The sequence below is a fragment of the Granulicatella seriolae genome, from assembly GCF_024543085.1.
Taxonomy (GTDB): domain Bacteria; phylum Bacillota; class Bacilli; order Lactobacillales; family Aerococcaceae; genus Granulicatella; species Granulicatella seriolae.
Genome location: NZ_JANHNZ010000009.1, coordinates 1 through 26,882 on the forward strand (window position 1 = coordinate 1; position 26,882 = coordinate 26,882).

The window sequence follows — 26,882 nt, forward strand, 5'->3', positions numbered from 1 at the left end:
TTTGATGAAGTTCCCTACACATTTGGTTTGTCTTCTTTGTTCAGTTTTCAAAGGTCAATGTCTTTCGTTGTCGTTTTGACAACTTCTATATATTATCATCGTCTCTAAAGTATGTCAACAAAATATATCACTTTTTTTCAAAAAATTTTACAGATATTTTTTATTAGAGTTCGACTGGTGTTCACTGAATAGACTACCACAAATTGATAGTGCTTGCAAGTTTTAAAAATTAAATTCAAACCTTTTGTAAATCTAGTGATATCAAGGGTTTTAGCACACAACATCTAGTGGTCTTCTGTCCCCTCACTCCTCTATTCACAGTCACGTTTTCTGTCAACTTAAAAATACAAAGGAATTACATCAAAAAATTTTAACTAAAATACCTTTAGACTTGTATTCTAAACTACAAGTCTAAAGGTATTTCAACAAATAACTTCATTATCAGTCTTTGTATTTAAGAGAATAATCTGCTTCTTCTAAGGCAACACGGCGTTTACCCGCTTCTACAAATCGCTTTTCCAAAGAAGTTTTGTCTTTATTGGCTATTGCTGCTTTCATAAGAGTTAGCTCCTTTTCGAACGCTTCAATGGATTGGAGAAGGTTAGGGGCATTTTCGATAAAAAGTTCACTCCATAGTTTTTCATTGATATTAGCAATTCGTGTTAGGTCACGGTAACTGTCACCAATAAATCTTACAGTTTCTCGCCCCTCACGGTCACTATTAATAAGAGAGACCGCAATAGCATGAGTTAGTTGGCTAGTGAAGCTAATAATTTCATCATGAAAATCAATAGTGGTTTGCGTCACACGTCCAAAACCTAAACTTCTCATAAAGCTTTCAATAAAATCAATATTTTCTTTCTTATTTAATGGCGTTGGAGTAATTAAGTAATTGGCTCCCTGAAATACTTGAGCACTTGCATAGTCTATTCCACTTTTCTCTCGTCCTGCCATAGGATGTCCAAAAACGAAATCCACATGAGATGGTAAAATTGGTAGCACTTCTTCCATGCAGGGCTTCTTGACACCTGTTGCATCTGTCAGCAAAGCCCCTTCTTTAAAATAGGAAAGGTGATCCAATATAAATGTCTTAATCATCACAGGATATAAAGAAAAAATAACTAAATCCGCTTGTGGAAGAACTTCTTTCCCATCTTTATAACCTTGATCTATCCAACCCAATTGTTTCGCTTTCTTTAGAGTTAGCTCATCTGTATCTATACCAATGATTTTATATCGATGGCCGCAGCTTAGGCGAATGGCTTGTGCGTAAGAACCACCTACAACTCCTAACCCTATTATAGCTATTGTTTTGATTGTTCTAATCCCTTCATTTTCCAACCACTTCACTCCTTAACTATATAGAAAAAGGCTAGGGCTTGTTCAAGCACTTCTAGCCTTTTTATCATACTATCGTTTTAGCGCAACACGCTTATACCACTTTCTTCTAATTCTCTTTCTGTGTAGATATGTTGTTCTCCTTCTTCCAACCCTTGGGAAGAAACCTTGTCAAATAATATTTTAACGGTTTGAAGCATGATTTTGATATCTAAGACTAGACTATATTTTTTAATATAAATCAAATCAAAATTCAGTTTGCTATTAAAATTTGATGCGTATTTCCCATAAACTTGAGCGTAACCTGTGATACCAGCTCTGACGTTATGACGTAGATAGTAATAAGGATTTTCTTCTTTAAATTGTTCCACGAAAAATGGTCGCTCTGGACGTGGTCCAACAAGGGACATATCCCCTTTAAGAACATTGATCAACTGTGGAAGTTCATCAATTCGTAAGGCTCTTAGGTATTTACCAACAGGTGTAACTCTTACATCATTTGACGTTGCCAGTACGGGTCCAGACTCTTGTTCTGCCGTGACACCCATTGAACGGAATTTAAGAATTTCAAAATCTAATCCACCTTTAGTCACTCGTGTTTGGCGATAGAAAATTGGACCTTCCGAACTTCTTTTTACTAATATCGCTGCTACCAACATAATGGGTGAAGTGATCACAAGCAATACGAGAGAAATTAAAATATCGGCAATGCGTTTCATCATCTCAATTTCTTGTGGTATTTCAAACCCAGATAACTCCATAATACTTTCATCTTCAATATTCATTAGGTTTGGATTCACTAACAATAGATTATCAAAACTTGTATTAAGGAAAACTTTTTTGTTATTTCGCATAACGTACTCACAGATTTCAATACGTTCATCTTGGTTGATTTGACTAGCAATATAGACGATATCAACATCTTTTAAATACTCTTGGACATTTTCTAGATAACGGTCCAAGGCAACGTGTGTGACGATGTGACGAACACTCTTGGAACTCTTGAAATTATCGATTGCCGCAAAAACTTTTTCTTGCTTTCCAATAACCATAATTTTTTTGCTACCACTAAAACGACGGTAAAATTCAAAAACCGCATACCGCCATAAGAAGAGCAGGATAATACTAAAAATTAAATTCAATAAGATAACTGACCTAGGAAAGGCTAGCCATCTACCTGCAAAAGTCAAGACCATAATAAACAAGGACAGGAAGAACTGATCAATGATGGTAATGAAAAGTAAATCTCCAACTGATTTATTATAGTAGACATAAACGCCTGAAAGGATATTCAAAGCTAAAAAGAACAGAATAATATACCAAAAAGATTGGGTAAAACTTTGGAAATTTTCAACGGGAAAGGTTCTTCCATATCGAACAAAAAATGAAATATAGAATGACACAAAAAATAATAATACATCAACTAAAGCGGTGACTATTTTTCTGGTTGTGCGAAATCCGCCAACTTGTTTCATAGATACTCCTCCTTAAACTAAACGCTCGTCACAAGTTATTATATCAAATACTTAGGCTTCTTCCTATTTATTTCTTATTGCCTTAAGAATATTTAAGTTTGAAACCGGTGCTAAAAAATGGTTTTGTTCTCTTTAAAACTAAGGAATATTCCCAAAAAATCGTTAACTTTCCACACATCTTTTGAAAATCACCTGAAGTTTGAGAATAATATTTCAAATTTATTTCTATTATGTTACTATAGAAATATTATCAAAAGCTTTATAAATAGGAGGAATCTCATGGAAACACAAGCACTTATTGATAAAAAAGTCAGAACCTACAAGCTACTGTCTATTCTGTTTACTTTATTTTCAATTTTAGCCTTGGTTGTTACTTTTTGGCCGATAAATCGTGAAAAATTGATTGAAAATACTAAAGCTAGTTTGAATATCAACAATTCCGACTCAGAGACACAAGCTCAGGCTATCAAACTCTTACAAGATACCTTCGCCTATCAAGACAGTTTAATGGCTAGGATTTTACTTGGTATCACGGTCATCTTAACCATCATTGTATTAGTGTTTTATGTTCAAAACTACATGAAAGCACGCAAAAATATCCTTCCTGATGCTTTAGTTTCGTATATTGTCTTTGGGAAAATCGCCTTTGATACACTTGTATTTTTATTGCAAATCCACACCATAATTGGATCATTAGAAGTAGCTGTAATCATCGGTGCTGTTATCGTTGCATCACTTGGAATATTAATGCAATACTGGTACTTAAATACTCGTAATGATTGGGAAGACTTAACTTTTGAATTAGCTGAGGAGTTCATAACAGATGAAAACGAATAAAAGAAAACAAACAAATAAACCAACTACCAAGAAAAACAAATGGCTAGTTAGAGGAATTATTGCTCTCTTTGCAATTGGTGCAATTGCCATTGCATATACCTTTCTCAACCCACCAAAAAGCAAAGATACTAGCGATAGTTTCACCATCTATACAGTTGGTGATCAGGAAGATTTAATTTTAAATGGTCAGTTAACTGCAACGAATGAGACAAGTTATACGTTTGACCCACAAAAAGGTTCTATCGAAACAGTTTCTGTAGTCGATGGCCAAGAAGTGACACAAGGTCAAGCTCTGTTTCGGTATTCTAACGAAACTTTGAGTCAAGAATTATCTGATATGAGTCGCCAACAAACGCGCTTGTACGATCAGCGGGCAAGTGCTGAAGAAGAGTTAACCAAGCAACAAAATGCTCGTTGGAGATATATTGTTGAGACACGTGAGGCTATGGGAAACCCAGAAGCAACTGTCGATACTAGTAGTTTTGATGCAGGGATTGAAGCCAGCAAAAAAGGTATTGCTGATTTGACTGCTTCAATTGAAGATTTAGAAGTCAAAATCGTTCGAGCGCAAGAAAAAACAGAAGAAATTATCTTGGCGGACAATAGCGGTATCGTTACTTTAAACCAAGCGGGCAGAACCAATGCCACACAGCCATTTATCAAAGTGGTTAGTCAAGATGCCATCATTAAGACAACAATCACTGAGTATGACTTTCTTCGAGCTTCTGTTGGTCAAGCTGTGACGGTTTATATTAATGCTCAAGACCGTGATATTACTGGACAGATTACTTTTATTGCCAAGGAACCAACACAAGAACCACCGACTACTACTGGTATGTCAACCCCTAATGTTGCTCAGTACAAAGTCGAGGTAACCCCTTCTGAAGAATTGCCAAACGGCTTCAATGTTCAAGTTAAGGTGCCACAATCATCCTTAATCGTTCCTGAAAGTGCTGTTCTAAGTGATGGCGAAGAAGAATATGTTTTTCTTGTAGTTGATGGTCATGCTAAACGACAAGTCATCAGCAGAACTAAACAAGGCTTCCAAAAAATTATATCCCAAGGCTTAAATAAGGGAGATGTCATCGTCTCAAATCCAAGTGGCCAACTGACAGATGGACAAGCTATTACAACCATTACAGAAGATTCTAGCCAAGGAGCTGGGAATTAATGATCGAATTACAAAAAATCAACAAGTACTATCAAACTGGCGATACCCACTTGCACGTATTAAACGATGTTTCCTTATCCATTGATGAGGGTGAATTTGTTGCTATTATGGGGCCATCCGGTTCAGGAAAATCTACTCTAGCAAATGTATTAGGCTTTTTGGACTCTAATTACCAAGGAGACTATCTTTTTGAAGGCGAATCTATCCATAATCTTAGTGACAACGCTATTTCTAAGGTTAGAAATTCTACGGTAGGTTTTGTTTTTCAGGACTTTAATTTGATTGAATCAGCCAGTATTTTGGAGAATATTCAATTGCCGCTACTTTACAATGGTTATTCTCCAAAAGAAACGCTGCCTTTAGTAGAAAAAGCTTTGGAACGAGTTGGGTTAGAAACCAAACTTCACCAATTACCTAAACAACTATCTGGTGGTCAAAAACAACGGGTGGCTATTGCCAGAGCCTTGGTCAACTCACCAAAATTCATCATCGCTGACGAGCCAACAGGGGCTTTAGATACGAAAACGTCTCAAACTATTATGGAAATCATCGAACACTTAAATAAGGTAGAAGGTGTTACAATTGTTATGGTCACACACGACCCTACCTTGATTAAATACTGCACGCGTGTTGTGCGAGTAGTAGATGGTGTCATCACAGAAGATCGGATGGTGACGAAAGATGAAATTTAGTGTACTCCTTTCCTCGGCCATTAGGTCTCTAAAAGGAAATGCTCGTCGAACTTTGCTAACTATGTTAGGAATTATTGTAGGAATCAGTTCTGTGATTACGATCATTAGTCTAGGGCGCGGATTCCAGAAAGCTACCATTTCTAGTTTAACGTCCGGCCAAGAAAATCGGGTGAGCATTAATTTTTATTTCAACCCTACCAATCCCACAATGGATTTCACTACCTTCAGCAGCTTTACGCAACAAGATATTTTAGGTATTGAAGAAATTGAGGGTGTCCACTCGGCTGAAATACCTGCGTCAACAAGTAACTCCAGTAATTATGTAGACTTAAAAACTAAAAATGGGAACACTTCTCTAACTTCGGATTTGATAAAAAGTGAGGGACGTGCCGTTTCGTTTGGTCGCCCTATTGAAGCGGTTGATAATGATGGTTATCAAAAAGTAGCTGTTATCTCTGAGAGATTAGCTAGTGAATTGTACGATAGTGCCGAGAATGCTCTTGGTAAAGGAATTGTCTTAAGTGGTAATGTCTTCAATATCAAGGGAATTAAACCTTTTTCAGGTGGTATCTCCTTTAATTTTTCAGAAAACCAAAAACCGGAAAGTGAAATAGAAATTCCTGAAAATACCTACCACCAACTTTTTAGAGCACCTGAACCTAAACAGAACTTATTAGTCTACCTCCAGCCAAATGTACAAACCAAAGTAGTGGCTAATAAAGTTCAAGATTACTTAAAGGAGCATGGTAGCTTAAAACAAATGGGAACTTATGGCTATTTTGATATGTCTCAAATTCTGGAACAAATTGGACAAGTCTTAGATGGTTTAACCTACTTTGTATCAGCTATCGCCGGTATTTCGCTCTTTATTGCGGGAGTCGGGGTTATGAATATGATGTATATTTCTGTTTCTGAACGGACTAAAGAAATTGGAATCCGCCGTTCAATGGGAGCTACCAAGCGCTCCATACAATTGCAGTTCTTGCTTGAAGGCATTATGATCACCTCAATTGGGGGCGTAGTAGGATATATCTTTGGGATTGCTATCGCAACGATTATAGCTCTCTTCTTGCCTTTCAATATTTCTCTAGATATATCAGCTATTCTCCTATCCATTGGCATCTCCGTCTTTATCGGAATTGTCTTTAGCGTCTTCCCAGCCCGCTCTGCAGCAGAGAAAGATGTTATTGAAATACTGCGTTAAGAGTTAAGTAACTTTACTATAAAAAAAGCTTAGCTATTCAGATTTTTCTGACTTAGCTAAGCTTTTTCTTATCCTCTAAGTTTTCCATTTTGTCCTAAATTTTCTGCTTTAATTTCTGAAATGATGATATGAATAGCTTCAACAGGTGCACCTGCATTTCTAGAGATAACCTCAGTCATTTCTTTGACCAAGTTTTCTTTTTGTTGACGAGTGCGTCCTTCAAGCATTTCTACATGTACAAATGGCATATGGGTTTCCTTTCTTTAAGCTGGGCAATACGTGTCTTTGGCGGAAGACTTTTAGATGAATTAAAAACTTGTTACCAGCTTTATTTTATTGAAGTTATTTCCTGAGACAAGGGCCTTTTAAATCAGACAAATTCCCTCATTAACTAAGATTAATGATTCCCCATTTTATTGCAGGATATGGTTTCTTGTCTTACAGTCTGTATTTGTTTATGATTCTCTTTACATTGTCATTGTTTAATAACAAGTATAAAACTAGCGTATTTATCGGCCATGAAATGAGGTTTTTGATGATTCTGACACCCATAAAGACTTCAAAAGCTTTACCGTACAAGAGGTGAATCCATAAGGAGCCTAGCCCTAAGTTAATAATCAGGGTCACTAAGCTTACTGTTACTAACACGCGTAGGAAGCTTGGCTCTTTTTTGTAGAGCATCAAACCATATAAGAGACCCCCTAGTGCTGCACTTAGGGTGTATCCTGGAAAGAAGAGTCCCCCTCCAGTTAGAAAGAAACTCAAGATATCTACTACAGCCCCTACGCCTGCTGCTCGCCAAGGGCCTAACAAGACCGCAGCCAAAGCAGCTCCGATAAACCCTACTCCTATTTCAGCATAGCTTCCAAATTTAAAGGAAGGAATGTAAGACAAGGCTAATCGAAAGGCAATTACCATGGCGATAATAGTTAAACTTAATGCTGGATTCATTTTTGATTGATTTTGATAGTTTGTTTTCATTGTTAGCATCTCCTTATTTGAGTGATTCAAATGTATAGAGTTGCTCCATTTATGGGGATTTACCCGAAATTCCATTAAATGCAGCGAATGCAAAAGCAAAATCGCAAGTCCTTTAACGATTCTTTTGGGCCTTTCGTTCAGTGGCAACATCCCATCCAACTGACACTTGACGCTTTGCTTTTTACTCTGTCATTTTTCTTTATTTATTTTTTTGATTCAAGGTAGGCAGCCATACGTTTCACTGCTTCTTCTAAATTCTCCTTGCTAGCTGCATAGCTTAAACGGAAATAGCCTTCTCCTCCTGGTCCAAAATAAGAACCTGGAATAGTACCTACTTTAGCTGTTTCTGCTAATTCAATACAGAATTCTTCATCGTTCAAGCCTAAAAATTCTGGGACTTTTACAAAGAGATAAAAAGCTCCCTTAGGCTGTGTCATGCTGAAACCAATTTTTTCTAGGGCTGTTTGCATGTAGTCACGACGTTTCAAGTAAGCAGTTTTCATTTCTTGAACTTCTTCATCGCATTCGTTAAACGCAACAACCGCTGCAGCCTGTGCGATAGCTGTGGCACAAGTCACCATAAATTGGTGGGCTTTAAAAAGTGGAATAGCCAAGTGAAGTGGTGCAGCAATAAAACCAACCCGGTAACCCGTCATAGCAAATGCTTTTGACGTTCCGTTAATTAGAATGGTTTGTTCTGGAATAAATTCAGCAAGCGATGTATGTTGAGGGCCATAAGTTAACTCGCTATAAATCTCATCACTAATGGCAACCACGTCATATTGTGAGATGGCTTCTGCCAAATCCTTAACTTCCTGACGACTATAGGTAACTCCTGTTGGATTACATGGGAAATTCAGCAGAACCGCTTTAATGCCTTCTTCTCGCTTCATGGTTTCATGTAGTTTTTCAGGCGTCAGGATAAACCCATCCGCAGCAGTATCAACTGTCACTACTGTAGCCCCTACCATAGAAATAATAGCTTCATAAAAAGGGAAATATGGAGATGGGATTAAAACTTTGTCGCCGGGGTTTAACATGGCTGTTACAGCAGCAGTTAGAGCTTCAGTTGCCCCTACTGTAACAAAAATTTGACGATTAGGGTCATATGTTAGGCCTTGACGTCTTTGTAAATAATCGGCAATCGCTTGACGCAATTCAGGTGTTCCTGCAGCGTGGGTATAATGTGAGTGATTGTTTTCTACTGCGGCAATGGCCGCATCCTTAATTTTTTGTGGGACATTAAAATCAGGCTCTCCTAGTGTTAACTTAATAATGCCTTCTTGCTTTGAAAAAACCTCATTCATGTAAAGAATTTGTGATGGGAGAATTTTTTCCAATAAGTAATTTGTTTGCATACACACACCTCGTTTCATTAACTTTTAATCTATCGTTAGGATACAGTTATTTTTAGTATGGGTCAACAATTTGCCTTGTTTTTTTATGAACTTTGAATCAAGTCTGTAATTTGTTATAATGAAAAAGATAATAACGTTTTCAAGGGGGATGAAGATGAGTAATCAACGGTTTTTATTGATGGAATCCAGTCTGCGTAATTTAACATTTAAGTTAGAGTCTATTACCCTATCCAGTTTTGATGAGGATTGGCACAGTACCTTGCACACTCACCCATTTACAGAGTTATTTTACGTCACTGAGGGAGAAGGCTTTTTCGTAACCAATACTAGCAAAATCTCAGTACGAGAAAATGATTTAATTATTGTAAATCCGCATATCGAACATACGGAGGCATCATCTGACAACAAGCCACTCAAGTATATTGTTGCTGGTATTCAAGGTCTATCTTTTTCTAAGCCTACTAAGGAAATCCATGACGAAGTGGAAACCTTCTTCTCTATCTCAAGTTTTCACGATGAGAATAAGGACCTCTTAAACTATCTGAACACCATTTTAACGGAAATTGATAATGAACAACCTGGTTATGAAATGATATGTCATGCCATGCTAGAGGCTTTGATTATTAAATTGCTTCGGCAACAAACTTTCGAGTTGGATACAGCTCCGAAAAATAAGTTGACCAAAGATGTTACCTTAATGAAGCAATATATGCAAAACCATTATCATCAACGAATTACGCTAGACCATCTGGCACAGGTGACTCATTTGAACCGGTATTATATTTCCCATACCTTTAAAAATAAAGTAGGCATGTCCCCTATGGAATTTTTAAACAGCATCCGAATTAAAGAAAGTAAAATATTATTGGAGACAACCAACTATTCGATTACACAAATCGCTACTATCGTAGGGTTTTCTAATCAGTCCTATTTTTCAGAAACCTTTAAACAAAAAATTGGTGTTTCTCCAAGCAACTATCGAAAAGAGAGGCAAGAAGCATGATAATTCGTAAACCTAGATTAGATGAGAGAGAACAATTAATTCCTTTATTAATGATCATTTTAAACAGTATGGATTTAGAATTCCTCAAGGAAGCTGACCCCAAAGATGTTAGAGAAATGCTCTTTCACGCTATGGGGACTCCGGGCTACCGCTATAGCATGGACCACGCCTTAGTAGCTGATATTGACGGAGCGATAGCAGGTGTCGCCTTTGGCTATCCTGGTGAGATTGAGGACACTATTGACCTTGCTATGGACGATTTGTTTGCAGCCTATAATTATCCAACAGGCAACAAACTCTTCATTGACAAGGAAACCTTCCCTGGTGAATGGTATTTGGACTCCTTAGTAACACATGAGGACTACCGCGGACTTGGTGTAGGAACCGCCCTACTCAAATCACTACCAGAAATGGCAAGAGCCACTAATCAAACCAAAATTGGCTTGAATTGCGAAGTGGATAATCAGGGGGCCTATAAACTTTATAGCTCTCTTGGTTTCAAAGACCATAGTATACGCATGATTGGTAGCCATCAATACCAACATATGCAGTGGGTGGTTTAATTTTGTATTTAAGTGTTAATAAAAAATCTTCCAACGTAGAAGTTGGAAGATTTTTTGTTTTATTAGATAAATCCTATAACGTCGTCCTCACGCTCTTTTTTTAACGCGTTCGGACTCCTAGCTATTCGGGATTTAGATAAATTTTTCTACAGCCTCTTCAAGGCTTTCGTAAAAATTTCCTAAAATCCTGTCATAGCTGAACAGTCGTCCTCACGCTCTTTTTTTCACTGCGCTTACGACTTTGTAGTTTTTTTGTGCTAGTAGGTCAGCTACTTCGTCAGGTTGTTGGCTTTCTACTTGCAGCACTACCATTATGGCACCTTCTTGGTGGTAGACAGCGATTTGGGTGATGTTGATATCGTTATTTTTCATAATGCTAGAAATATCTTCAAGCGTCCCTTTTCTGTCTTCGGTTATTTCGATGACTAGGCGTGAACCTGGTGTGTAGTAACCTAAAATATCTACGAAAGCATCAAAGATATCTTTATCCGTAATGATACCCAGAAGTTTGTTTTGGTCTTCGACAACGACCAGTACACCAATATTTTTTGTACGCATCAAGACCGCTGCTTCTTCAAGCAAGGTATCTTTATGAACAGTTACGACTTGTTTAATCATGATATCTTTTGCCGTCGTTTTATTGAGCAAGTAATTCAATTCGTGCACGCTCAGACTAGTGGCTGTTGATGGTGAGTTTCGAGCAATAATTTCTTCCGTTACCAAACCAACTAAGTGGCCATCTACAACGACTGGAAGACGATGAATATCATGCTCCTTCATTAAATCTAAAGCCTCAATGACAGTTGTTTCCGGCGAGATGGTCACCATATCCGTTGACATATATGTTTTTACATCCATGATTATCCTCCTAAATAGGCTTTTTGAACTTCGTCACTAGCCAACAATTCCTGACCAGTTCCACTTAACACGATTTGACCAGTTTCCAAGACATACCCTCTATCTGCAATTGACAACGCCATCTTTGCATTTTGCTCAATCAAAAGTACTGTAGTCCCCTGTGACTGAATATCTTGAATAATATTAAAAATTTCCCTGATGAAAATAGGAGCCAGACCCATGGAAGGCTCATCCAACAATAAGAGTTTAGGGCGAGTCATTAAAGCACGTCCCATGGCCAACATTTGTTGCTCCCCACCTGAAAGGGTCGCAGCATCTTGATTTTTTCGTTCTTCAAGAATCGGAAACCGTTGAAAAATGGTCTCCATATCTTTTTGTATCTCATCTCTATCATTCCGCAAAAAAGCGCCTAAGTCAAGGTTTTCCTTAACGGTTAGTCCTTTAAATACGTGTCGCCCTTCTGGCACCTGAGCTAAGCCTAAAGAAACTATTTTTTTAGTAGGCATTTTTGAGATGTCTTGTTCTAGATAAGTGATGCTTCCTTTTGATGGACGGACTAGTCCAGAAATAGTTTTTAAGATGGTTGATTTTCCAGCTCCATTAGCCCCTATAAGAGAGACAATCTCGCCTTGATTAACCTCAAAAGAAACTCCTCTGACCGCTTGAATCATGCCGTAATGTACTTCTAAGTCCTCTACTTGTAACATCTCATTCACCTCCCAAATAAGCTCTGATAACATCAGGGTTTGCTTTGATTTCATCAGGTGTCCCATGGGCTAATAAACGTCCATACTCCAAAACATATAAGCGTTGGCAAATTTCCATAACCAAGGACATATCGTGTTCAATTAAGACAACCGTCAAGTTAAATTGCTGTCTGATTTGCGCAATTAAATTAGTCAATTCAGCTGTTTCTTGTGGATTCATACCCGCAGCTGGTTCATCTAAGAATAAAATTTTCGGCTTTGTGGCTAATGCCCGCACAATCTCTAAACGTCTTTGTTGCCCATAAGCTAGATTTTTAGCTTGGTCATTTTGGTTGGCTTCTAAATTAAAAATCTTCAAAAGTTCTAATGCTTGTTCACGCATTTTTTCTTCGGTTTCATAATAAGGCTTAGTTCGAAAAAGTGTTGAAAAGAGTGAGTTTTCCCCATGAGCATGCATGCCAATCATGACATTTTCAAGAACGGTTAAGTCTTTAAATAAGCGGATGTTTTGGAAGGTTCTAGCCAAGCCAAGTTCGGTAATTTTATTTGGAGCTAGCCCATTTAATACCTGCTTACCGCTTTGGGTTTCTAGTTCAATTGTTCCTTCACTTGGCACATAAACACCAGTTAGAAGGTTGAACAAGGTAGTTTTACCTGCACCATTTGGCCCGATTAAACCAACTAATTCTCCTTGGTTGAGGTAAAGAGAGACGTTGGATACGGCCGCAAGTCCACCAAAGTTTTTGGTTAGGTGTTTAACTTCTAATAAACTCATGCAGACTCCTCCTTTTTACCTTTTTTCTTGAAGAATTTTTCAACTAAGGATCCGAAACGGAATTCTTTCGTTCCCAAGAGCCCACCTGGACGAAAGACCATGATAAGCACTAAAGCAACGGCATAGATAATCATCCGAATTTGTCCATAAGGTTGTAAAATCATATTGACTAAGCCTAATAAAATAGCTGCTACAAAGGAACCTGTAAAAGAACCAATCCCACCAAAAACAACTATAATCAAAATATCAATGGATTTGGTGAAGGTAAAGTCACTTGGGGTCACGACACCGATATAGGTTGCTGACAGGGTACCACCGATACTTGCGGTAACGGCACCTAGAATAAAGGCAATAATCTTATACTTGGTTACATTAACCCCCATAGATTCAGCAGCAATTTCATCTTGAAGTACCGCATAAGTTGCTCTTCCGGCACTAGAATAAGCATAATTTAAGATTAAAATGGTCGTCAAAACTAAGAAAACATAAACAATCGTCCAAGTTGTACTAAGTGGAATTCCATTAATACCGGCAGCACCATTTGTAATGCCTTGCATATTGATAAGGGCAACTCGAATGATCTCGGCTACTCCTAGGGTGGCAATGGCTAGATAGTCCCCTTTTAGACGAAGGGTTGGAATTCCTACTAGTAGTGCCACAATAATTGATACAGCAACTCCAGCTAGCATCCCTAGATACATGCCTGCCATACCCGGAACCATTGTCCCTAAGATGGCACCACCGTATGCTCCAATGGCGATAAATCCGGCATGTCCCAATGAGAATTGCCCGGCTACACCCAGGATTAAGTTAAGTCCTACGGCATAGATGATATTGATCATGATGGTTACTAGCGTAATTTCATAGTAAGCGTTGATAACACGAGCCTGAATTAATAGATAAAGAACAAGATATCCGACTATGGCTAGGAGTGCCCATGCTATATTTTTTTTGTGAAATCGTTGCATCTCCCTCACCTACACTTTCTCTTTGACATTCTTACCAAATAAACCTTGTGGTAAGACGATTAGAATAACAATTAACAATAAATAAACTACAGCGTCTTTAAAGGATGAACCACCTAGATAGCTAACTAACGTTTCAAGAACACCAATGACGTAGCCACCAACCATGGCACCCGGTATACTACCAATTCCACCTAGAACCGCTGCGATAAATGCCTTAAGCCCCGGTACCACACCCATGGTTGCTGAAATTGAGTTGTAATACAGACCAACTAAAACCCCAGCAATACCCGCAAGAGCTGATCCTAGTGCAAAGGTAAAGGAAATCACTCGGTCCACATCAATCCCCATTAGTTTTGCCGCATCTTCATCCACCGCTACCGCTCGCATAGCTTTCCCCATTTTTGTATATTTAACGATAAATTGTAACAGTACCATTAAACTGATGGTGGTGATAAAAATCAAAATCTGTTTGGAGTTAATCGTGACACCTAACAGGTTGTAGTTTACATTTTCCATTGGTGACGGGAAGGCTTTTACCTCCGCACCGAAAAAGTAAATCATCACATTTTCTAATAAATAAGATACCCCAATCGCTGTAATTAAGGCGGCAATTCGAGTTGACCCTCTTAGTGGTTTGTAAGCCACTCGTTCAATAATCACGCCTAATACTGCACAGAAAACCATGGCTATGAGCAAAGCGAGAAAGACATTTAAGTGCAAGATATTGATGGCGTAAAAGCCAACAAAAGCACCCATCATATAGACATCGCCATGAGCAAAGTTGATTAACTTGATCGTTCCATAAACCATGGTATACCCTAAGGCAATCAATGCATAGATACTACCTAGCGATAGGCCATTAACTAATTGTTGGAAGAATAAATCCATTTTCTTACTCCTTTCGTTTCCCAATCAAAAATGATTACGTTTTTGACCAAGAATTCTTTTACTTCTTAATCTGACCTAAAAAGAGGCCTAGAGAAGATCCCTTTGCCTCTTTCCATGGATGATTACTTTATAATATGAGAATCTATCTTACAATTAATTTCCTGACACATTTTCAGTGCTTGCCACTTTACCATCTTGCAACTCAATCATAACAGCAGTTTTTACTGGGTTATGTTCTTCATCGATAGAGAAAGTTCCTGTCACACCTGTAAAATCAGTTGTTTTTGCAATAGCTTCTGTTACTTTTGCTGAATCCGTTGTACCTGCTGTTTCAATTGCTTTGACAAGTAGATTTGTTGCATCATAAGCTAAGGCTGCGAAGGTATCTGGCGTTTTACCAAATTTCTCTTTATAAGCCGCTACAAAATCTTGAACAACTTTATCAGTACTTTCAGGTGAGAAATGAGATGTATAATAGATATCATTCAAATTGCTGGTTCCAGCCAATTCAATCAAAGTATCACTAGCATAACCGTCACCACCTAAGATTGGTTGTGTAATGCCCATTTCACGAGCTTGTTTGATGATTAGCCCAACTTCTTCATAGTAACCAGGCAAGTATAAGACATCAAATTTCTTAGATTTTAAAGTAGTTAATACCGCTTGGAAATCAGTGTCTCCAGCTGTATAGCTTTCTTGAGCAACTAGCGTTCCGCCTTGCCCTTCAAAAGTTTTAGCGAAACTATCTTTCAATCCTTGTGAATAATCATTAGAGTTATCAAATAAAACAACTGCGGTCTTAGCGGTAAATTTACTATTAGCAAACTTGGCTGCTGCAACCCCTTGGAATTCATCTTGGAAACAAACACGGAAGATATATTCATACACGCTTCCTGCTGCATCTAAAGTAATTCCGTTCCCTGTTGCTGCTGGGAAGATAACTGGAATTTTAGCACGTTCTACAACTGGGATTTCTGCTTGCGCATCCCCAGTTGTTGCTGGTCCAATGATTCCAACTACACCTTCTGAAACTAATTTTGTAGCAACGGCTGCTGTTTCGGTTTTGTCTGTTTTGTTATCTGAGATAATTGCTTTAACATTTTTCTTTAAGGCCCCGCCTGCTGCATTGACTTGATCGACAGCCAACTGCATTCCTTCTGACATTGGTGTACCATAAGCTGCTGCGCCACCAGTCAACTCAAAATTCCCACCTAACTTCACTTCATCTGACGAGCCTGCACCGCCATTAGCTCCACAACCTGCTAAAAGTGCCGCTACAACTAAGCCTAATCCATATTTTTTCAAATTCATAAAAATCCCTCATTCCCATGTATGTTAGGTGTATCACCTGTGATTGGAAGTAGTATATAATATTCTGACAATTCATGCAAGTACAAATACTAATCTTTTTCTAATTATTTCAAAGTTTTTTCTTATTTTCATAAAATATGTTTTAATAAAGATATATTTGGCGATTTTTTTGTTAACTTCAACAAATGTTATCGACGATTATCTCTAAACTAATATTATCCTATAAAAAAAGCCCCTCACTTCCATAACAATCTAGGAGTGAGGGAGGTTTTTATAAAATCTATTGGTCCAATCGAATCACACGGACTTTTAGGTAATCGCTAACCGGTGTTGCTGGGGCACTTGGAAAATCTTTTGGTAGACCCAAGCTATGTTCATAGCTATAGCTACGGCTCACACTAGACAAGCCTTCCTGAATCATTTGGTCGAATTGCTTGTCACTTACGTTAGCTGCGTTGGTTGAAGCAATTAAGACGCCTTTATAAGAAATCAAGCTGGCCAAGTCAGCAATCAGCTCTCCATAGTTTTTCGCAACCGAGAAGGTCCGTTTTTTGGTGCGAGCAAAGCTTGGTGGGTCAAGAACGATAGTATCAAAACTTAACTGTTTGCGTTTGGCATAACGAATGTAATCAAACACATCCATGACATAAATCAGTTGCGATTCTGGATCCAAATGGTTGACCATAAATTGTTCTTGCGTTTTCTCCTTACTACGGTTGGCTACGTCAACACTGGTTGTTTGGGTTGCACCACCCAAAGCTGCTACCACTGAAAAAGCCCCTGTGTAAGAAAAAGTATTCAAGACTGTTTTTCCAGCACTATAGTCCTCCAGCAACAAACGTCGAACCTCTCTTTGGTCCAAAAAGATTCCAGTCATCAAACCTTGGTTCAAATAGCTTGCAAAAGTCACACCATTCTCTTTAATCAGTAATGGCTCTGGGGCCTCTTGTCCCCAAACGTGTTGGCTTTCCTCTAGGGCACCATCTGTTTCAAAACGAACTTTTTCATAAATCCCTAAGGTTTCCGGATGCAAGTCATAGAAAGCTTCAATCACATCATCACGGTAAAGATAAATCCCTTGACTGTACCAAGAAAAGACAGCATAACCAGCATACCAATCAATGGTCACACCACCTAAACCATCACCTTCTCCATTAAAGATACGAAAGGCATTTGTATCTGGATTAGCGAAGAGTCCTTGCCTAGACTGGATAGCCTTAGATAAAAGCTCTGTAATGAAATCTTTGTCTAAAACTTGATTGGGATCCTTACTGTAGATCCAAGCAACCCCTTTGTGTTGTTGCCCTAAATAGGCTTTTCCTAAAAAATTACCTCTTTCATCAGAAACAATCACTTGTTCACCTTGATTTCCTCTGATAGGTCTAGCCAAATCCAATTCCTGAATGAGTGGGCTCCCCTTTTTAATATTCCCTGCTGCTAGTCGTCTGACTACTATTGTTTCCATGTTTATTCCTCTTTTTTCTAATTTTTTTGATTCCTGCATAAATGGCATATCCCAGCAAGGTTCCTACAATGTTTAGCAAAAGATCATCGATGTGGGCAATTCCTGTGTAAAACAAGAATTGCATAGTCTCTATGGTAAAAGAGACGGTGAAGCCTGTTACTAAAGCTCTCCAAACATTTTTTTCTTTCCTAGATAATGCTCCTACAAATATCCCCAAAGGTACAAACCAAATAATATTACCCAAGACATTGTAGTAAGCCGAAAATAATGAATCCCCAAAAAACAATTTATAAGAATCCTCAAACGGTATCAAATAGATATCACTCAAAGGATGGGGAATTATCTTAACTGTAAAAATGGTGGTACTATTCCGAAATACAGTCAATTGAAAGAGCAGCAGCATATAAAAGATGCAGCCATTCTTCAAATGTTCACGTCGCCAATGGATGGGCATCCTATTCCGATGTCGAATCCAGACTAGAACTACCCATATACATAACCAGATTAAGAATAGGAATAAGGCGTGGTCCAAACTATAGAGGATTAGACGAATAAGTGGAAAATGGTTTATTTTATCTGAATACTGACTCTCTAACTGACGGTAGAGTGGTTCAAAAAAGTACATATAGCCCTCCTGTATAGATAGCTGACTCACGCTCAACTTACTTAGTAATATCCTAAGATATTCTTATATGAGCCTTACATCATGAAAACTACGTTGATAGACATAGAGCTCCACAAGAACTTAGTTATCTTCGTAGTTTTCAAGGGGTTTTAAGCTTTGGGTAAACGAATGGTAAAGGTGGTTCCAACATTTTCTTGACTAGTTACATCAATAGTTCCATTATGACGGTTCACCAGAGATTTTACAATAGCTAATCCAATACCGGATTCACCATATTTGGTGCTCTTCCTTGAAACATCCGCCTTATAGAACCGCTCCCAGATGGACTCGATTTCTTTGGCACTAATACCAATACCACTATCACTAATCTCAATCACCGAATCATTCTTTTCTTGGTAACCCTTAATCAAAACATTCCCATGGTCGGTAAATTGGATAGCATTTTTTGTAATATTAAATAAAATTTGAACGAATCGGTCATAATCTGCATAGATTTTAAAGTTGTCTGAGCATTCAAAGGATAGGCTATTTTCCTTTGTTTTAGACAGCTCTTGCAATTGGTCAACCACTGTTTGAAAGGCTTTTTTACCATCAAACACTTGCTTGGTTAGAACAATCTGGTCGGAACGAATTTTTTCATAGTCCAGGTTCTCATTGACCAGGCGGATTAAGCGTTGCGTTTCGTTACTGATTAATTCTAAACTACGTTCTCTGCGGCTTTCTGGAATCATATTATGCGCCAATCCCTCTAGCAAACCATTCATAGTTGTTAAAGGTGTCCGCATCTCGTGAGCCACATCCATCATAAATTGCCGGCGAAGATTCTCTTGTCGGTCAATCTCCTGCTCAGATTTTTTAAGTGAACAGACCATCTGGTTAAAGTCTGTTGCCAAATCATCAAATTCATCCTTAGATTTAGTTGGAATTTCAATATCAAAATTTCCTTGTGCAATCTCATGCGTAGCTTTTCTGAGTCGGTTGATTCGAATGGTTTGGTAGCGAGCAAAGAACAAGCTCAAAAGCATGGCCACCAAGGTTGCAATACCAAAAGCAAGGATTAAGTTATCTCTCAATTCATTGAGTTGTGCTTGAATTCGACTAACCGGTGACCCTATGGCTATAAAACCCGAATATTCTTGCGACTTAAAGATGGGGTAATAGATAGTCACCATCTCAGTATCCGACAGAGAAAAATTTGTCCGACGAAACTGAATAATTTCCCCACCACGTAAGCGTAGTAGCTCCGACTGCGATAGGGTACTTGACTGAACAAAGGTAGAAAAGGGATACGTCATGTAGTTATTCTTATCAAAAATGGCAATCTGAACATGCTCATTCTCCATTAGTTTGGTGGCTTGTTGCAGTTCTTCACTAGTTAATTGGTTGACAATAATGGATTGAGCATACCCTGATAGTTGTTGTGCCCGTTGCAGATAAATATTTTGCATATTGAAACTGTATATCATTCCGCCACAAACTGAAATGGTCACGAGAGCAACTGCTAAGAAGCCGAATAATTGTTGATAGAAATATTTCATTAGACAACTCCACTATCGTCAAATTTATAGCCGACTCCCCAAACTGTTTGGATGACTTGCGGCCCTGCCAATTCTATTTTTTGACGCAACTTTTTAATATGGGCATCAATAGTTCTCTCATCACCAAAATAGGGATCTTCCCAGATACGAGTCAAGAGGTGTTCTCTGGTAAACACTTGCCTTGGGTGTTTGGCCATAACCACTAAGAGGTCAAACTCTTTTGGAGTTAGACCAACAATCTCTTGTCCATCTAAAAAGGCCTCATGGGTTTTCGTGTTGATGGAAACATGTTCCGTAATAATGTCAAAGTCCCCTTCTTTATTTTCAACATTCTTAGAGCTCAAGTTTAAACGACGGTATAGGGCTTTTATCCGAGCCATCAAGGTCAGCGGACTAAACGGTTTAGTGACATAATCATCGGCCCCGATTTCCAAACCAATCACTTGGTCGCTCTCAGAGTCCCTAGCCGTTAGCATGATAATGGGCACCAACTCATCCAGTTGACGAATTTTTCGGCAAATCTGCATACCATCCATAGACGGTAAGTTTAAATCTAGAATAACAAAGTCCCATGAGTCTTGGTCCAGTTTGAAGGCATCAAAGCCTTCTTTTCCATCATGGTAAAACTTAGCTACCCAATCTTCCTTTTCAAAAAACATTTCCATCATCTCGCATACTGCTTCATTGTCTTCAATCATGAGTATATTCATAGTCGTTTCCTCACTTTAGTGGATTTGGTCTTATCTTTTCATCTCTTAACCTAAGTATACTATATTCTGTTTGGTGAGTTTAACAAAAAGATATGAAAAAACTATGAAAGCTACGTGAAAGGTCTGCTTGTTTGCAAACAAAAAACTGTCCAACAAGAAATAACTTGCTGAACAGTGGATTGGACTTATTTACTCTTGTGCTGCTTCTATTTCTTTTTGTTTATCCAAGAAATAGATTAAGGTTTGCAATTCATTCGTTAAGTCAACATTTTGCACGCGCACAGACTCTGGCAATGATAGACGCAGAGGTGTGAAGTTCAAGATGCCTTTCACTCCAGCTTTGACCAAATCATGTGCTGTCTCTTGAGCCACTTCTTGAGGAACCGTTAGAATAACTACTTCAATTTGTTGTAATTGGATTTGTTCAACCATTTCATCCATTGGGTAAACTGGTACGCCTCTTAGAATCTTGCCAACCAAATCATCTGAAACATCAAAAGCTGCCGAAATACGCACATTGTTACTTTGATGGAAATTATAATTCAATAAAGCTTGGCCTAAGTTACCTACGCCAACAAGAGCTACGTTGGTTAAACGGTCTTGGTTTAAGGTGTGGCTAAAAAAATCTAATAGGTATTCAACATCATACCCATAACCTCTTTTTCCTAAGGCACCAAAATATGAGAAATCTCGACGGATAGTGGCACTATCTACTTTAACTGCCTCACTTAATTCCGTAGAAGAAATTCTTCTTTTACCGGCATCATGTAAGAATCTCAAGTAGCGATGATAAATAGGTAAACGTCTTGCTGTAGCCTTTGGTATTTCAAGAACTTTCATTAGTGTATTCGCTCCTTTAATATATTTTCGATTTCCTTATTTGAATCATGCTAGCTTTATCACACTCAATTCATAGATAGCATAATTTCAACAGTACTTTACGATGTTCATTATACCACTTTTTCACAATTAATCTATAGAAAGGCTACAATTCAATAAAAATTTCTATATTTTTTTAACAATCTTTTCTAGCCCTGTTTGTGAATGTCATTTCATCTTTTGGTATCTATTCAATTACAGGGCTGCACTAATATGGTACACTATATAGTGATTAGGTGGAAAGCTACTTAAATAATGTAGTAAAGATGTTATTCTTACAGAGCACACCCAATAAATTTTTATGATATGAGGAATTAAGATGATTTTATTACAAGGACAATCATTGGCACGTCATTTTGGACCTGATGTGCTTTTTGAAAATATTTCTATCGACATTCAAGAGCAATCTAGAATTGCCTTAGTTGGGCGCAACGGTACCGGCAAGTCAACACTCTTAAAAATGTTGGCTGGGATTGAATCACCCTCTTTAGGAACGGTTTCCAAAAAGCGCGACCTTTCTATTGGGTATCTAGATCAATATGCTGCTATCGAGTCGACCAATACCATTTGGCAGGAGATGGTTGAGCTTTTTGAAGATGTTGAAACTTTGAAGGAACAGGCTCAGAAAGCTGCAGAAAGTTTGGGAAATCCACTTATTTTAGCAGATGAACAACTCTATCAACAGGCCTTGGCACGGTATGATCAATTGCAAGTTCTTTTGGAAGAAAAGAATGCTTACGGCTATCCTTCTGAAATTCGAACAGTCTTACATGGCTTTCAGTTTTATGAAGCAGACTATGATAAGCCTATTCAGCAATTATCCGGTGGGCAGCGTACACGGTTGGCCTTGGCAAAAATTCTATTAGAAAAGCACGATTTACTGATTCTTGATGAACCAACCAACCACTTAGATATCGAAACCCTGAGTTGGTTAGAGGATTATCTAAAAGCTTCAAACTTGGCTTTAGTGATTGTCTCCCATGACCAATACTTTTTGGATCGAGTGTGCAACGAAGTTTATGAAATCCAACATGGAAAATCCCAGCACTATTCAGGTAACTATTCGTATTATTTGGAGGAGCGTGAGGCTCGTTTCTTACTGCAACAAAAAGCCTATGAAAAACAACAGGAAGAAATCCATAAGTTGGAAGACTTTGTGGCAAGAAACTTGGTGCGTGCTTCTACCACCAAGCGAGCTCAATCTCGTAGAAAGCAATTGGAAAAAATGGAGCGAATCGAACGTCCTAAAGGCAATGAACGCTCTGCTAGATTTAGTTTCGCTACTGAAAAAGAATCTGGTAATCAGGTATTACAAGTAGATGAAGCCTATGTGGGGTATGACGGACAGATTTTTTCTGGACCAATTACCTTCCAAGTGCGCAAACAAGACTCTATCGCTATTGTTGGCCCTAATGGTATTGGCAAATCCACCCTATTAAAATCCATCCGACAAGAAATTCCCTTTATTAAAGGTCAAGCGACTTTGGGAGCTAATGTTCGATTGGGGTATTATGACCAAAATTTATCAGGACTGACTCCTAACAATACAGTGATTGAAGAATTGTGGCAAAACCACTCCACCATGAATGAAAAAGATATCCGTACAATTCTAGGAAGCTTTCTCTTTAGTGGTAGTGATGTCGAGAAAACTAGTGCTCAACTAAGTGGGGGCGAAAAGGCTCGCTTGTCTTTGGCAAAGCTATCCTTAGAGCACGATAATTTCCTTATTCTAGATGAACCGACCAACCACTTGGATATTGATAGTAAGGAGGTTTTGGAGGAGGCATTAGCTTCCTTTGATGGAACAATCCTCTTTGTTTCCCATGACCGGTATTTCATTAATCAACTTGCCACATCCATCCTGGAGTTGTCACCTACTGGCAGCAAACTCTATCTAGGTGACTATGACTACTACTTGGAAAAGAAAAAAGAGGAAGAAGAGATTCAACAGTTATTAAGCACGGTAGACTCTTCAAAAGACGGATCCGATGAAAGAAGTGATATTCCACAAGCTAAAAGTCACTATCACTTATCTAAGGAAGAACAAAAACGCTTAAGGAGCCTACAAAGGCGAATTGAACAAATTGAATTGGAATTAGAAGATATAGAAAATGAAGTAGCAGAAATTCATGAAGAATTAAGTTTAGAATCCGTTTATTCAGACCCCGTACAAAGCTCTAAATTGCAAGTTAGATTGGAAGAATTGGAGTTCAAACAAGAGCAAGATTTGTTAGCTTGGGAGGAATTGAGTCTGGAGTTAGAGAAAGAATAAGTATCACCTTCTAATTATGGAGCAATCTCCCAAAAACCCATTGACAACGCTTCCTTTATAGTGTATATTGGCCTTGTTAATGGATAGTTATTATTGAGTTAAGCTAGACCTAAACAACGCCAATAGTGGGGCTTGTTTAGGTTTTTTTCTATATACAATCTCTTTCATCAAATTAAGGGGGGCCGATTATTTTGGAAATTCTAAAAGTATTAAATAATAATGTGGTCATCGTCCTAAATGAGGAAAATGAAGAAGTAATACTTATGGGCAATGGCTTGGGTTTCCAGATGAAGCCAGGCTCAGAAGTCAACACTGAAAAGGTCGAAAAGATTTTTAAACTTGAAAACCAAATGGAATCCGAGCAAATCAAACAACTTTTTGCAGAAATTCCCGAAGAAATCATCGATATATCTTATAAGATTTTATCAGATGCTAAAGAGACTTTGAATAAAGAGTTGAATGAATCCTCTTTTATTGCCATCGCGGATCACCTACATTCTTCTATCCAACGGTATCAGAAAAATATACAAGTAAAGAATTTCTTACTATGGGATATTAAACGGTTCTTCTCAACCGAATTGGAGATAGCCCGAAAAGCAATTCAAATGGTCAATGAACAACTTCATGTCTCATTAACAGATGATGAAGCTGGTTTTCTAGCTCTACACATCACCAATGCACAGATTGACAATCAAAATGAAGATGCCATCAGCCTAACTCAATTGATGGAAGAGATATTAACGGTTATCAAATACACTCTACGAATTAGCTTTGCTGAAAACGATATATACTTTCAACGTTTTATCACACATCTAAAATTTTTCACTGAACAAGTTTTAAAAAGTGATGCAGCTCCTCAAGCTGAGGATCAAGTACAAAATGAGCTTTTTGAGCTTGTTACTAGTCAATATCCTGAAGCTTTTGTGGCAACAAAAAAAGTAGCTGAGTTATTGGAGAATCGGCGTAACTATACTATGTCCAAAGACGAGAAGGTATACATTACCATTCACTTAGCTCGTATTCTCGATAAAACAAATTAGAAGGAGACTTATCTCCTTATCTAAATAACCACCTAAAAGGAGCGTAGGTAGTCATTTGCCTGTGGAAGGGCATTGGATCGTGACATTCGGTTGGCGAGACCTCTGAATAAAAAATAAGAAAACATTTGGAGGAATTATAAATGGGTAAATATGAAGAACTTGCAACAAATATTGTTAAAGAGGTCGGTGGAAAAGAAAATGTCAACTCCTTAACCAACTGCATCACTCGACTTCGCTTTAAACTAAAAGATGAAAGTAAGGCAAACACGCAAGCCTTAAAAAATATGGATGGTGTTGTCACCGTAATGCAAGCAGGCGGTCAATACCAAGTTGTCATTGGGAATCATGTGCCTGATGTTCGTAAAGATGTAGATGCTGTATTAGGTGTCTTAGAAGAAACTACTAACGATGGACCAAAAGGTAATTTATTCGACCAATTCGTTGATATGATTTCAGGTATTTTTCAACCTATTCTAGCGCCTTTATCTGCAGCCGGTATGTTAAAAGGGGTTAATGCGATTTTGGCATTTGCTTTAGGAGCTAATTTTTCTGCCAGTTCCACTTATGCTGTCTTTAACGCAATGGGGGATGGCCTCTTCCTCTTCTTACCAATCTTTATTGGATACACCGCCATGAAAAAATTTGGTGGCTCACCTTTTCTTGGTATGATGATTGCTACAAGTTTGCTCTATACTGGATTCATTGATGGTTCAGCAACTGCATTATTTGCTGAAAGTGGTGGACTTAATTTCTTTGGTGTCCCATTTTCGATTCCACCTGCAGGCTACGGTTCAACAGTTATGCCAATTATTGCAGCGGCAGCATTTGCATCCTTCTTAGAAAAACAGCTAAGAAAAATCATCCCAGACGTCGTAAAACTCTTCTTAGTACCCTTCTTTACAGCCTTGGTTACAATACCACTAACCTTTTTAGTGATTGGGCCAGTTATGAATTTTGCATCTGACGGACTTGGAAATGCTTTGCTTGCTATTCAAAACTTCAATCCAATCCTCTTTGGTGCAATTCTTGGCTTCTCTTGGCAGGTTTTAGTAATGTTCGGTATGCACTGGGCAATTATCCCCTTCGCCATTATTGCTTTATCCCAAGGTCAGCCAACCGCTCTCCTAACTCCTGCTGGAAGTGTCTCTTTTGCACAAACAGGAGCAGTCCTTGCCGTTATGTTAAAAACTAAAAATTCAAAACTAAAAGAACTATCCGTACCATCTTTTATCTCCGGATTATTCGGTGTTACTGAGCCAGCAATCTATGGGATTACTTTACCAAAGAAAAAACCTTTCTGGGCTTCCTGTATTGTCGGTGGGGTAACAGGAGCTATTGCAATGGGACTAGGCATTGTAGGTTACCAAATGGGAGGATTGGGTATTTTTAGATATACTTCAAGTATTTCTCCGGATGGTAACATGACATTTGCTATCTACAATATGATTCTAGATGCCGCTGCACTTATTGCAGGTTTTGGTTTAGCTTGGATTCTAGGCTTTAAAGATGATGAACCAACTATTCAGCTATCAAAAGAAGAAGCAAAATTAGCAGCAACTGGTCAAAAAAAGAAACTAGCAAAAGATGATGTTTTTTCACCAATTGAAGGAAAAGTACTCCCTTTAAGTGAAGCTAGAGATGCTGCCTTTTCAGAAGGTATTATGGGGAAAGGTGTTGTTATTGAACCAAGTAAGGGTGAAGTTGTCGCACCATTTGATGGTACGGTATTGACAGTCTTCCCTACAAAACACGCTATTGGCTTAATCTCAGATAATGGAACGGAGCTGTTAATCCATATCGGTATCGACACTGTTCAACTAGAAGGAAAAGGCTTTGAATCCTTTGTTGAACAGAATGCGCGGATAAAAAAAGGCGACAAATTAGTATCTTTCGATATAAAAGCTATCGAAGAGGCAGGTTATAGCACACAAGTACCAATCATTATTACAAATACGCCTGATTATGTTGATGTCATTGCCACTTCTGAACCAGCAGCTAAACAAGGAGACCTCTTAATCACTACTATTATTGCAAATTAAGCTCCTAGAGCATAACTCACGCTACAAAGTTTCCCAGGTAAGAACCAGAACTACTAAGGGCAACTATGCTAGATACCTCGCTATTTCCGAGTCTTATCTGGATACTCTTACATCATTAAAAAAAGGCTTAGAATCTACGTTCTAATGAACATTGATTCTAAGCCTTTTTGAATATCTAAGTAGCT

General features: G+C 38.2%; 25 protein-coding genes and 1 riboswitch. Of the genes, 9 read left to right on the forward strand and 16 right to left on the reverse strand.

Features of this window, described 5'->3' with window-relative positions:
* Nucleotides 1-441: 441 nt before the first annotated feature.
* Nucleotides 442-1,341 (reverse strand): prephenate dehydrogenase, encoded by a 900-nt coding sequence (locus tag NPA36_RS08105; RefSeq protein WP_256945624.1) that lies wholly within the window; start codon nucleotides 1,339-1,341, stop codon nucleotides 442-444.
* Between the two features lie 77 nt (nucleotides 1,342-1,418).
* Nucleotides 1,419-2,813: a sugar transferase gene (locus NPA36_RS08110; RefSeq protein ID WP_256945625.1), complete on the reverse strand. Its 1,395-nt coding sequence runs from the start codon at nucleotides 2,811-2,813 to the stop codon at nucleotides 1,419-1,421.
* Between the two features lie 279 nt (nucleotides 2,814-3,092).
* Here NPA36_RS08110 and NPA36_RS08115 point away from each other — a divergent pair, with 279 nt between their 5' ends.
* From NPA36_RS08115 to NPA36_RS08130, 4 genes are read left to right on the forward strand one after another with little or no spacing between them, the layout of a single operon-like run.
* Nucleotides 3,093-3,650: a hypothetical protein gene (locus tag NPA36_RS08115; protein ID WP_256945626.1), complete on the forward strand. Its 558-nt coding sequence runs from the start codon at nucleotides 3,093-3,095 to the stop codon at nucleotides 3,648-3,650.
* Nucleotides 3,637-4,821 (forward strand): efflux RND transporter periplasmic adaptor subunit, encoded by a 1,185-nt coding sequence (locus NPA36_RS08120; RefSeq protein WP_256945627.1) that lies wholly within the window; start codon nucleotides 3,637-3,639, stop codon nucleotides 4,819-4,821. Before NPA36_RS08115 ends, NPA36_RS08120 begins: the two co-directional genes overlap by 14 nt.
* On the forward strand, nucleotides 4,821-5,513 hold the full coding sequence (locus tag NPA36_RS08125) for an ABC transporter ATP-binding protein (RefSeq protein WP_256945628.1): 693 nt from the start codon (nucleotides 4,821-4,823) through the stop codon (nucleotides 5,511-5,513). The genes NPA36_RS08120 and NPA36_RS08125 overlap by 1 nt, the downstream gene beginning before the upstream one ends.
* On the forward strand, nucleotides 5,503-6,717 hold the full coding sequence (locus tag NPA36_RS08130; RefSeq protein WP_256945629.1) for an ABC transporter permease: 1,215 nt from the start codon (nucleotides 5,503-5,505) through the stop codon (nucleotides 6,715-6,717). Before NPA36_RS08125 ends, NPA36_RS08130 begins: the two co-directional genes overlap by 11 nt.
* A 68-nt stretch (nucleotides 6,718-6,785) precedes the next feature.
* Here NPA36_RS08130 and NPA36_RS08135 read toward each other — a convergent pair whose 3' ends face one another.
* From NPA36_RS08135 to NPA36_RS08145, 3 genes are all read right to left on the reverse strand, one after another.
* Entirely contained in the window at nucleotides 6,786-6,965 is a 180-nt protein-coding gene (locus tag NPA36_RS08135) for a 2-hydroxymuconate tautomerase (protein ID WP_256945630.1), read from the reverse strand.
* 190 nt (nucleotides 6,966-7,155) lie between these two features.
* On the reverse strand, nucleotides 7,156-7,698 hold the full coding sequence (locus NPA36_RS08140) for a folate family ECF transporter S component (RefSeq protein WP_256945631.1): 543 nt from the start codon (nucleotides 7,696-7,698) through the stop codon (nucleotides 7,156-7,158).
* Between the two features lie 79 nt (nucleotides 7,699-7,777).
* Nucleotides 7,778-7,889, reverse strand: a riboswitch (THF riboswitch).
* Nucleotides 7,890-7,901: 12 nt separating this feature from the next.
* Nucleotides 7,902-9,056, reverse strand: coding sequence for an aminotransferase class I/II-fold pyridoxal phosphate-dependent enzyme (locus NPA36_RS08145; protein WP_256945632.1), 1,155 nt, complete (start codon nucleotides 9,054-9,056; stop codon nucleotides 7,902-7,904).
* A gap of 154 nt (nucleotides 9,057-9,210) precedes the next feature.
* On the opposite strand from NPA36_RS08145, the gene NPA36_RS08150 reads away from it, so the two are divergent.
* Nucleotides 9,211-10,059, forward strand: a complete 849-nt coding sequence (locus tag NPA36_RS08150) for an AraC family transcriptional regulator (protein WP_256945633.1) — start codon at nucleotides 9,211-9,213, stop codon at nucleotides 10,057-10,059.
* Nucleotides 10,056-10,622, forward strand: a complete 567-nt coding sequence (locus NPA36_RS08155; protein WP_256945634.1) for a GNAT family N-acetyltransferase — start codon at nucleotides 10,056-10,058, stop codon at nucleotides 10,620-10,622. Before NPA36_RS08150 ends, NPA36_RS08155 begins: the two co-directional genes overlap by 4 nt.
* A 210-nt stretch (nucleotides 10,623-10,832) precedes the next feature.
* On the opposite strand, the gene NPA36_RS08160 is transcribed toward NPA36_RS08155, so the two are convergent.
* The 11 genes from NPA36_RS08160 to NPA36_RS08210 all read right to left on the reverse strand — a co-directional run bounded on the left by NPA36_RS08160 (nucleotide 10,833) and on the right by NPA36_RS08210 (nucleotide 21,307).
* Nucleotides 10,833-11,480 carry a CBS and ACT domain-containing protein gene (locus NPA36_RS08160; RefSeq protein WP_256945635.1) on the reverse strand — a complete coding sequence of 216 codons (648 nt, stop codon included), beginning with the start codon at nucleotides 11,478-11,480 and terminating at the stop codon, nucleotides 10,833-10,835.
* A 2-nt stretch (nucleotides 11,481-11,482) separates the two neighbouring features.
* Entirely contained in the window at nucleotides 11,483-12,187 is a 705-nt protein-coding gene (locus NPA36_RS08165; RefSeq protein WP_256945636.1) for an ABC transporter ATP-binding protein, read from the reverse strand.
* A gap of 1 nt (nucleotide 12,188) precedes the next feature.
* A complete protein-coding gene (locus tag NPA36_RS08170) occupies nucleotides 12,189-12,962 on the reverse strand; it encodes an ABC transporter ATP-binding protein (protein ID WP_256945637.1) in 774 nt (257 codons plus the stop codon).
* Nucleotides 12,959-13,930: a branched-chain amino acid ABC transporter permease gene (locus tag NPA36_RS08175; protein WP_256945638.1), complete on the reverse strand. Its 972-nt coding sequence runs from the start codon at nucleotides 13,928-13,930 to the stop codon at nucleotides 12,959-12,961. The genes NPA36_RS08170 and NPA36_RS08175 overlap by 4 nt, the downstream gene beginning before the upstream one ends.
* Nucleotides 13,931-13,939: 9 nt before the next feature.
* Entirely contained in the window at nucleotides 13,940-14,818 is an 879-nt protein-coding gene (locus NPA36_RS08180) for a branched-chain amino acid ABC transporter permease (RefSeq protein ID WP_256945639.1), read from the reverse strand.
* Nucleotides 14,819-14,971: 153 nt separating this feature from the next.
* The gene (locus NPA36_RS08185; RefSeq protein ID WP_256945640.1) at nucleotides 14,972-16,129 is read right to left on the reverse strand and encodes an ABC transporter substrate-binding protein; all 1,158 of its coding nucleotides are present in this window, start codon (nucleotides 16,127-16,129) and stop codon (nucleotides 14,972-14,974) included.
* Nucleotides 16,130-16,409: 280 nt separating this feature from the next.
* Nucleotides 16,410-17,594 carry a class I SAM-dependent rRNA methyltransferase gene (locus tag NPA36_RS08190; protein WP_256945641.1) on the reverse strand — a complete coding sequence of 395 codons (1,185 nt, stop codon included), beginning with the start codon at nucleotides 17,592-17,594 and terminating at the stop codon, nucleotides 16,410-16,412.
* Complete coding sequence (locus tag NPA36_RS08195) at nucleotides 17,551-18,219, reverse strand: VanZ family protein (RefSeq protein WP_256945642.1); 669 nt, start codon at nucleotides 18,217-18,219, stop codon at nucleotides 17,551-17,553. The genes NPA36_RS08190 and NPA36_RS08195 overlap by 44 nt, the downstream gene beginning before the upstream one ends.
* A gap of 149 nt (nucleotides 18,220-18,368) precedes the next feature.
* Nucleotides 18,369-19,757 carry a sensor histidine kinase gene (locus NPA36_RS08200; protein ID WP_256945643.1) on the reverse strand — a complete coding sequence of 463 codons (1,389 nt, stop codon included), beginning with the start codon at nucleotides 19,755-19,757 and terminating at the stop codon, nucleotides 18,369-18,371.
* Entirely contained in the window at nucleotides 19,757-20,467 is a 711-nt protein-coding gene (locus NPA36_RS08205; RefSeq protein WP_256945644.1) for a response regulator transcription factor, read from the reverse strand. The genes NPA36_RS08200 and NPA36_RS08205 overlap by 1 nt, the downstream gene beginning before the upstream one ends.
* A gap of 189 nt (nucleotides 20,468-20,656) precedes the next feature.
* Nucleotides 20,657-21,307, reverse strand: a complete 651-nt coding sequence (locus NPA36_RS08210) for a redox-sensing transcriptional repressor Rex (protein WP_256945645.1) — start codon at nucleotides 21,305-21,307, stop codon at nucleotides 20,657-20,659.
* A gap of 358 nt (nucleotides 21,308-21,665) precedes the next feature.
* Here NPA36_RS08210 and NPA36_RS08215 point away from each other — a divergent pair, with 358 nt between their 5' ends.
* The 3 genes from NPA36_RS08215 (at nucleotide 21,666) to NPA36_RS08225 (ending at nucleotide 26,697) form a co-directional block, all read left to right on the forward strand.
* On the forward strand, nucleotides 21,666-23,618 hold the full coding sequence (locus NPA36_RS08215; protein WP_256945646.1) for an ABC-F family ATP-binding cassette domain-containing protein: 1,953 nt from the start codon (nucleotides 21,666-21,668) through the stop codon (nucleotides 23,616-23,618).
* Nucleotides 23,619-23,809: 191 nt separating this feature from the next.
* The gene (gene licT, locus NPA36_RS08220) at nucleotides 23,810-24,658 is read left to right on the forward strand and encodes a BglG family transcription antiterminator LicT (protein ID WP_256945647.1); all 849 of its coding nucleotides are present in this window, start codon (nucleotides 23,810-23,812) and stop codon (nucleotides 24,656-24,658) included.
* 140 nt (nucleotides 24,659-24,798) lie between these two features.
* On the forward strand, nucleotides 24,799-26,697 hold the full coding sequence (locus tag NPA36_RS08225) for a beta-glucoside-specific PTS transporter subunit IIABC (protein ID WP_256945648.1): 1,899 nt from the start codon (nucleotides 24,799-24,801) through the stop codon (nucleotides 26,695-26,697).
* Nucleotides 26,698-26,882: the final 185 nt, after the last annotated feature.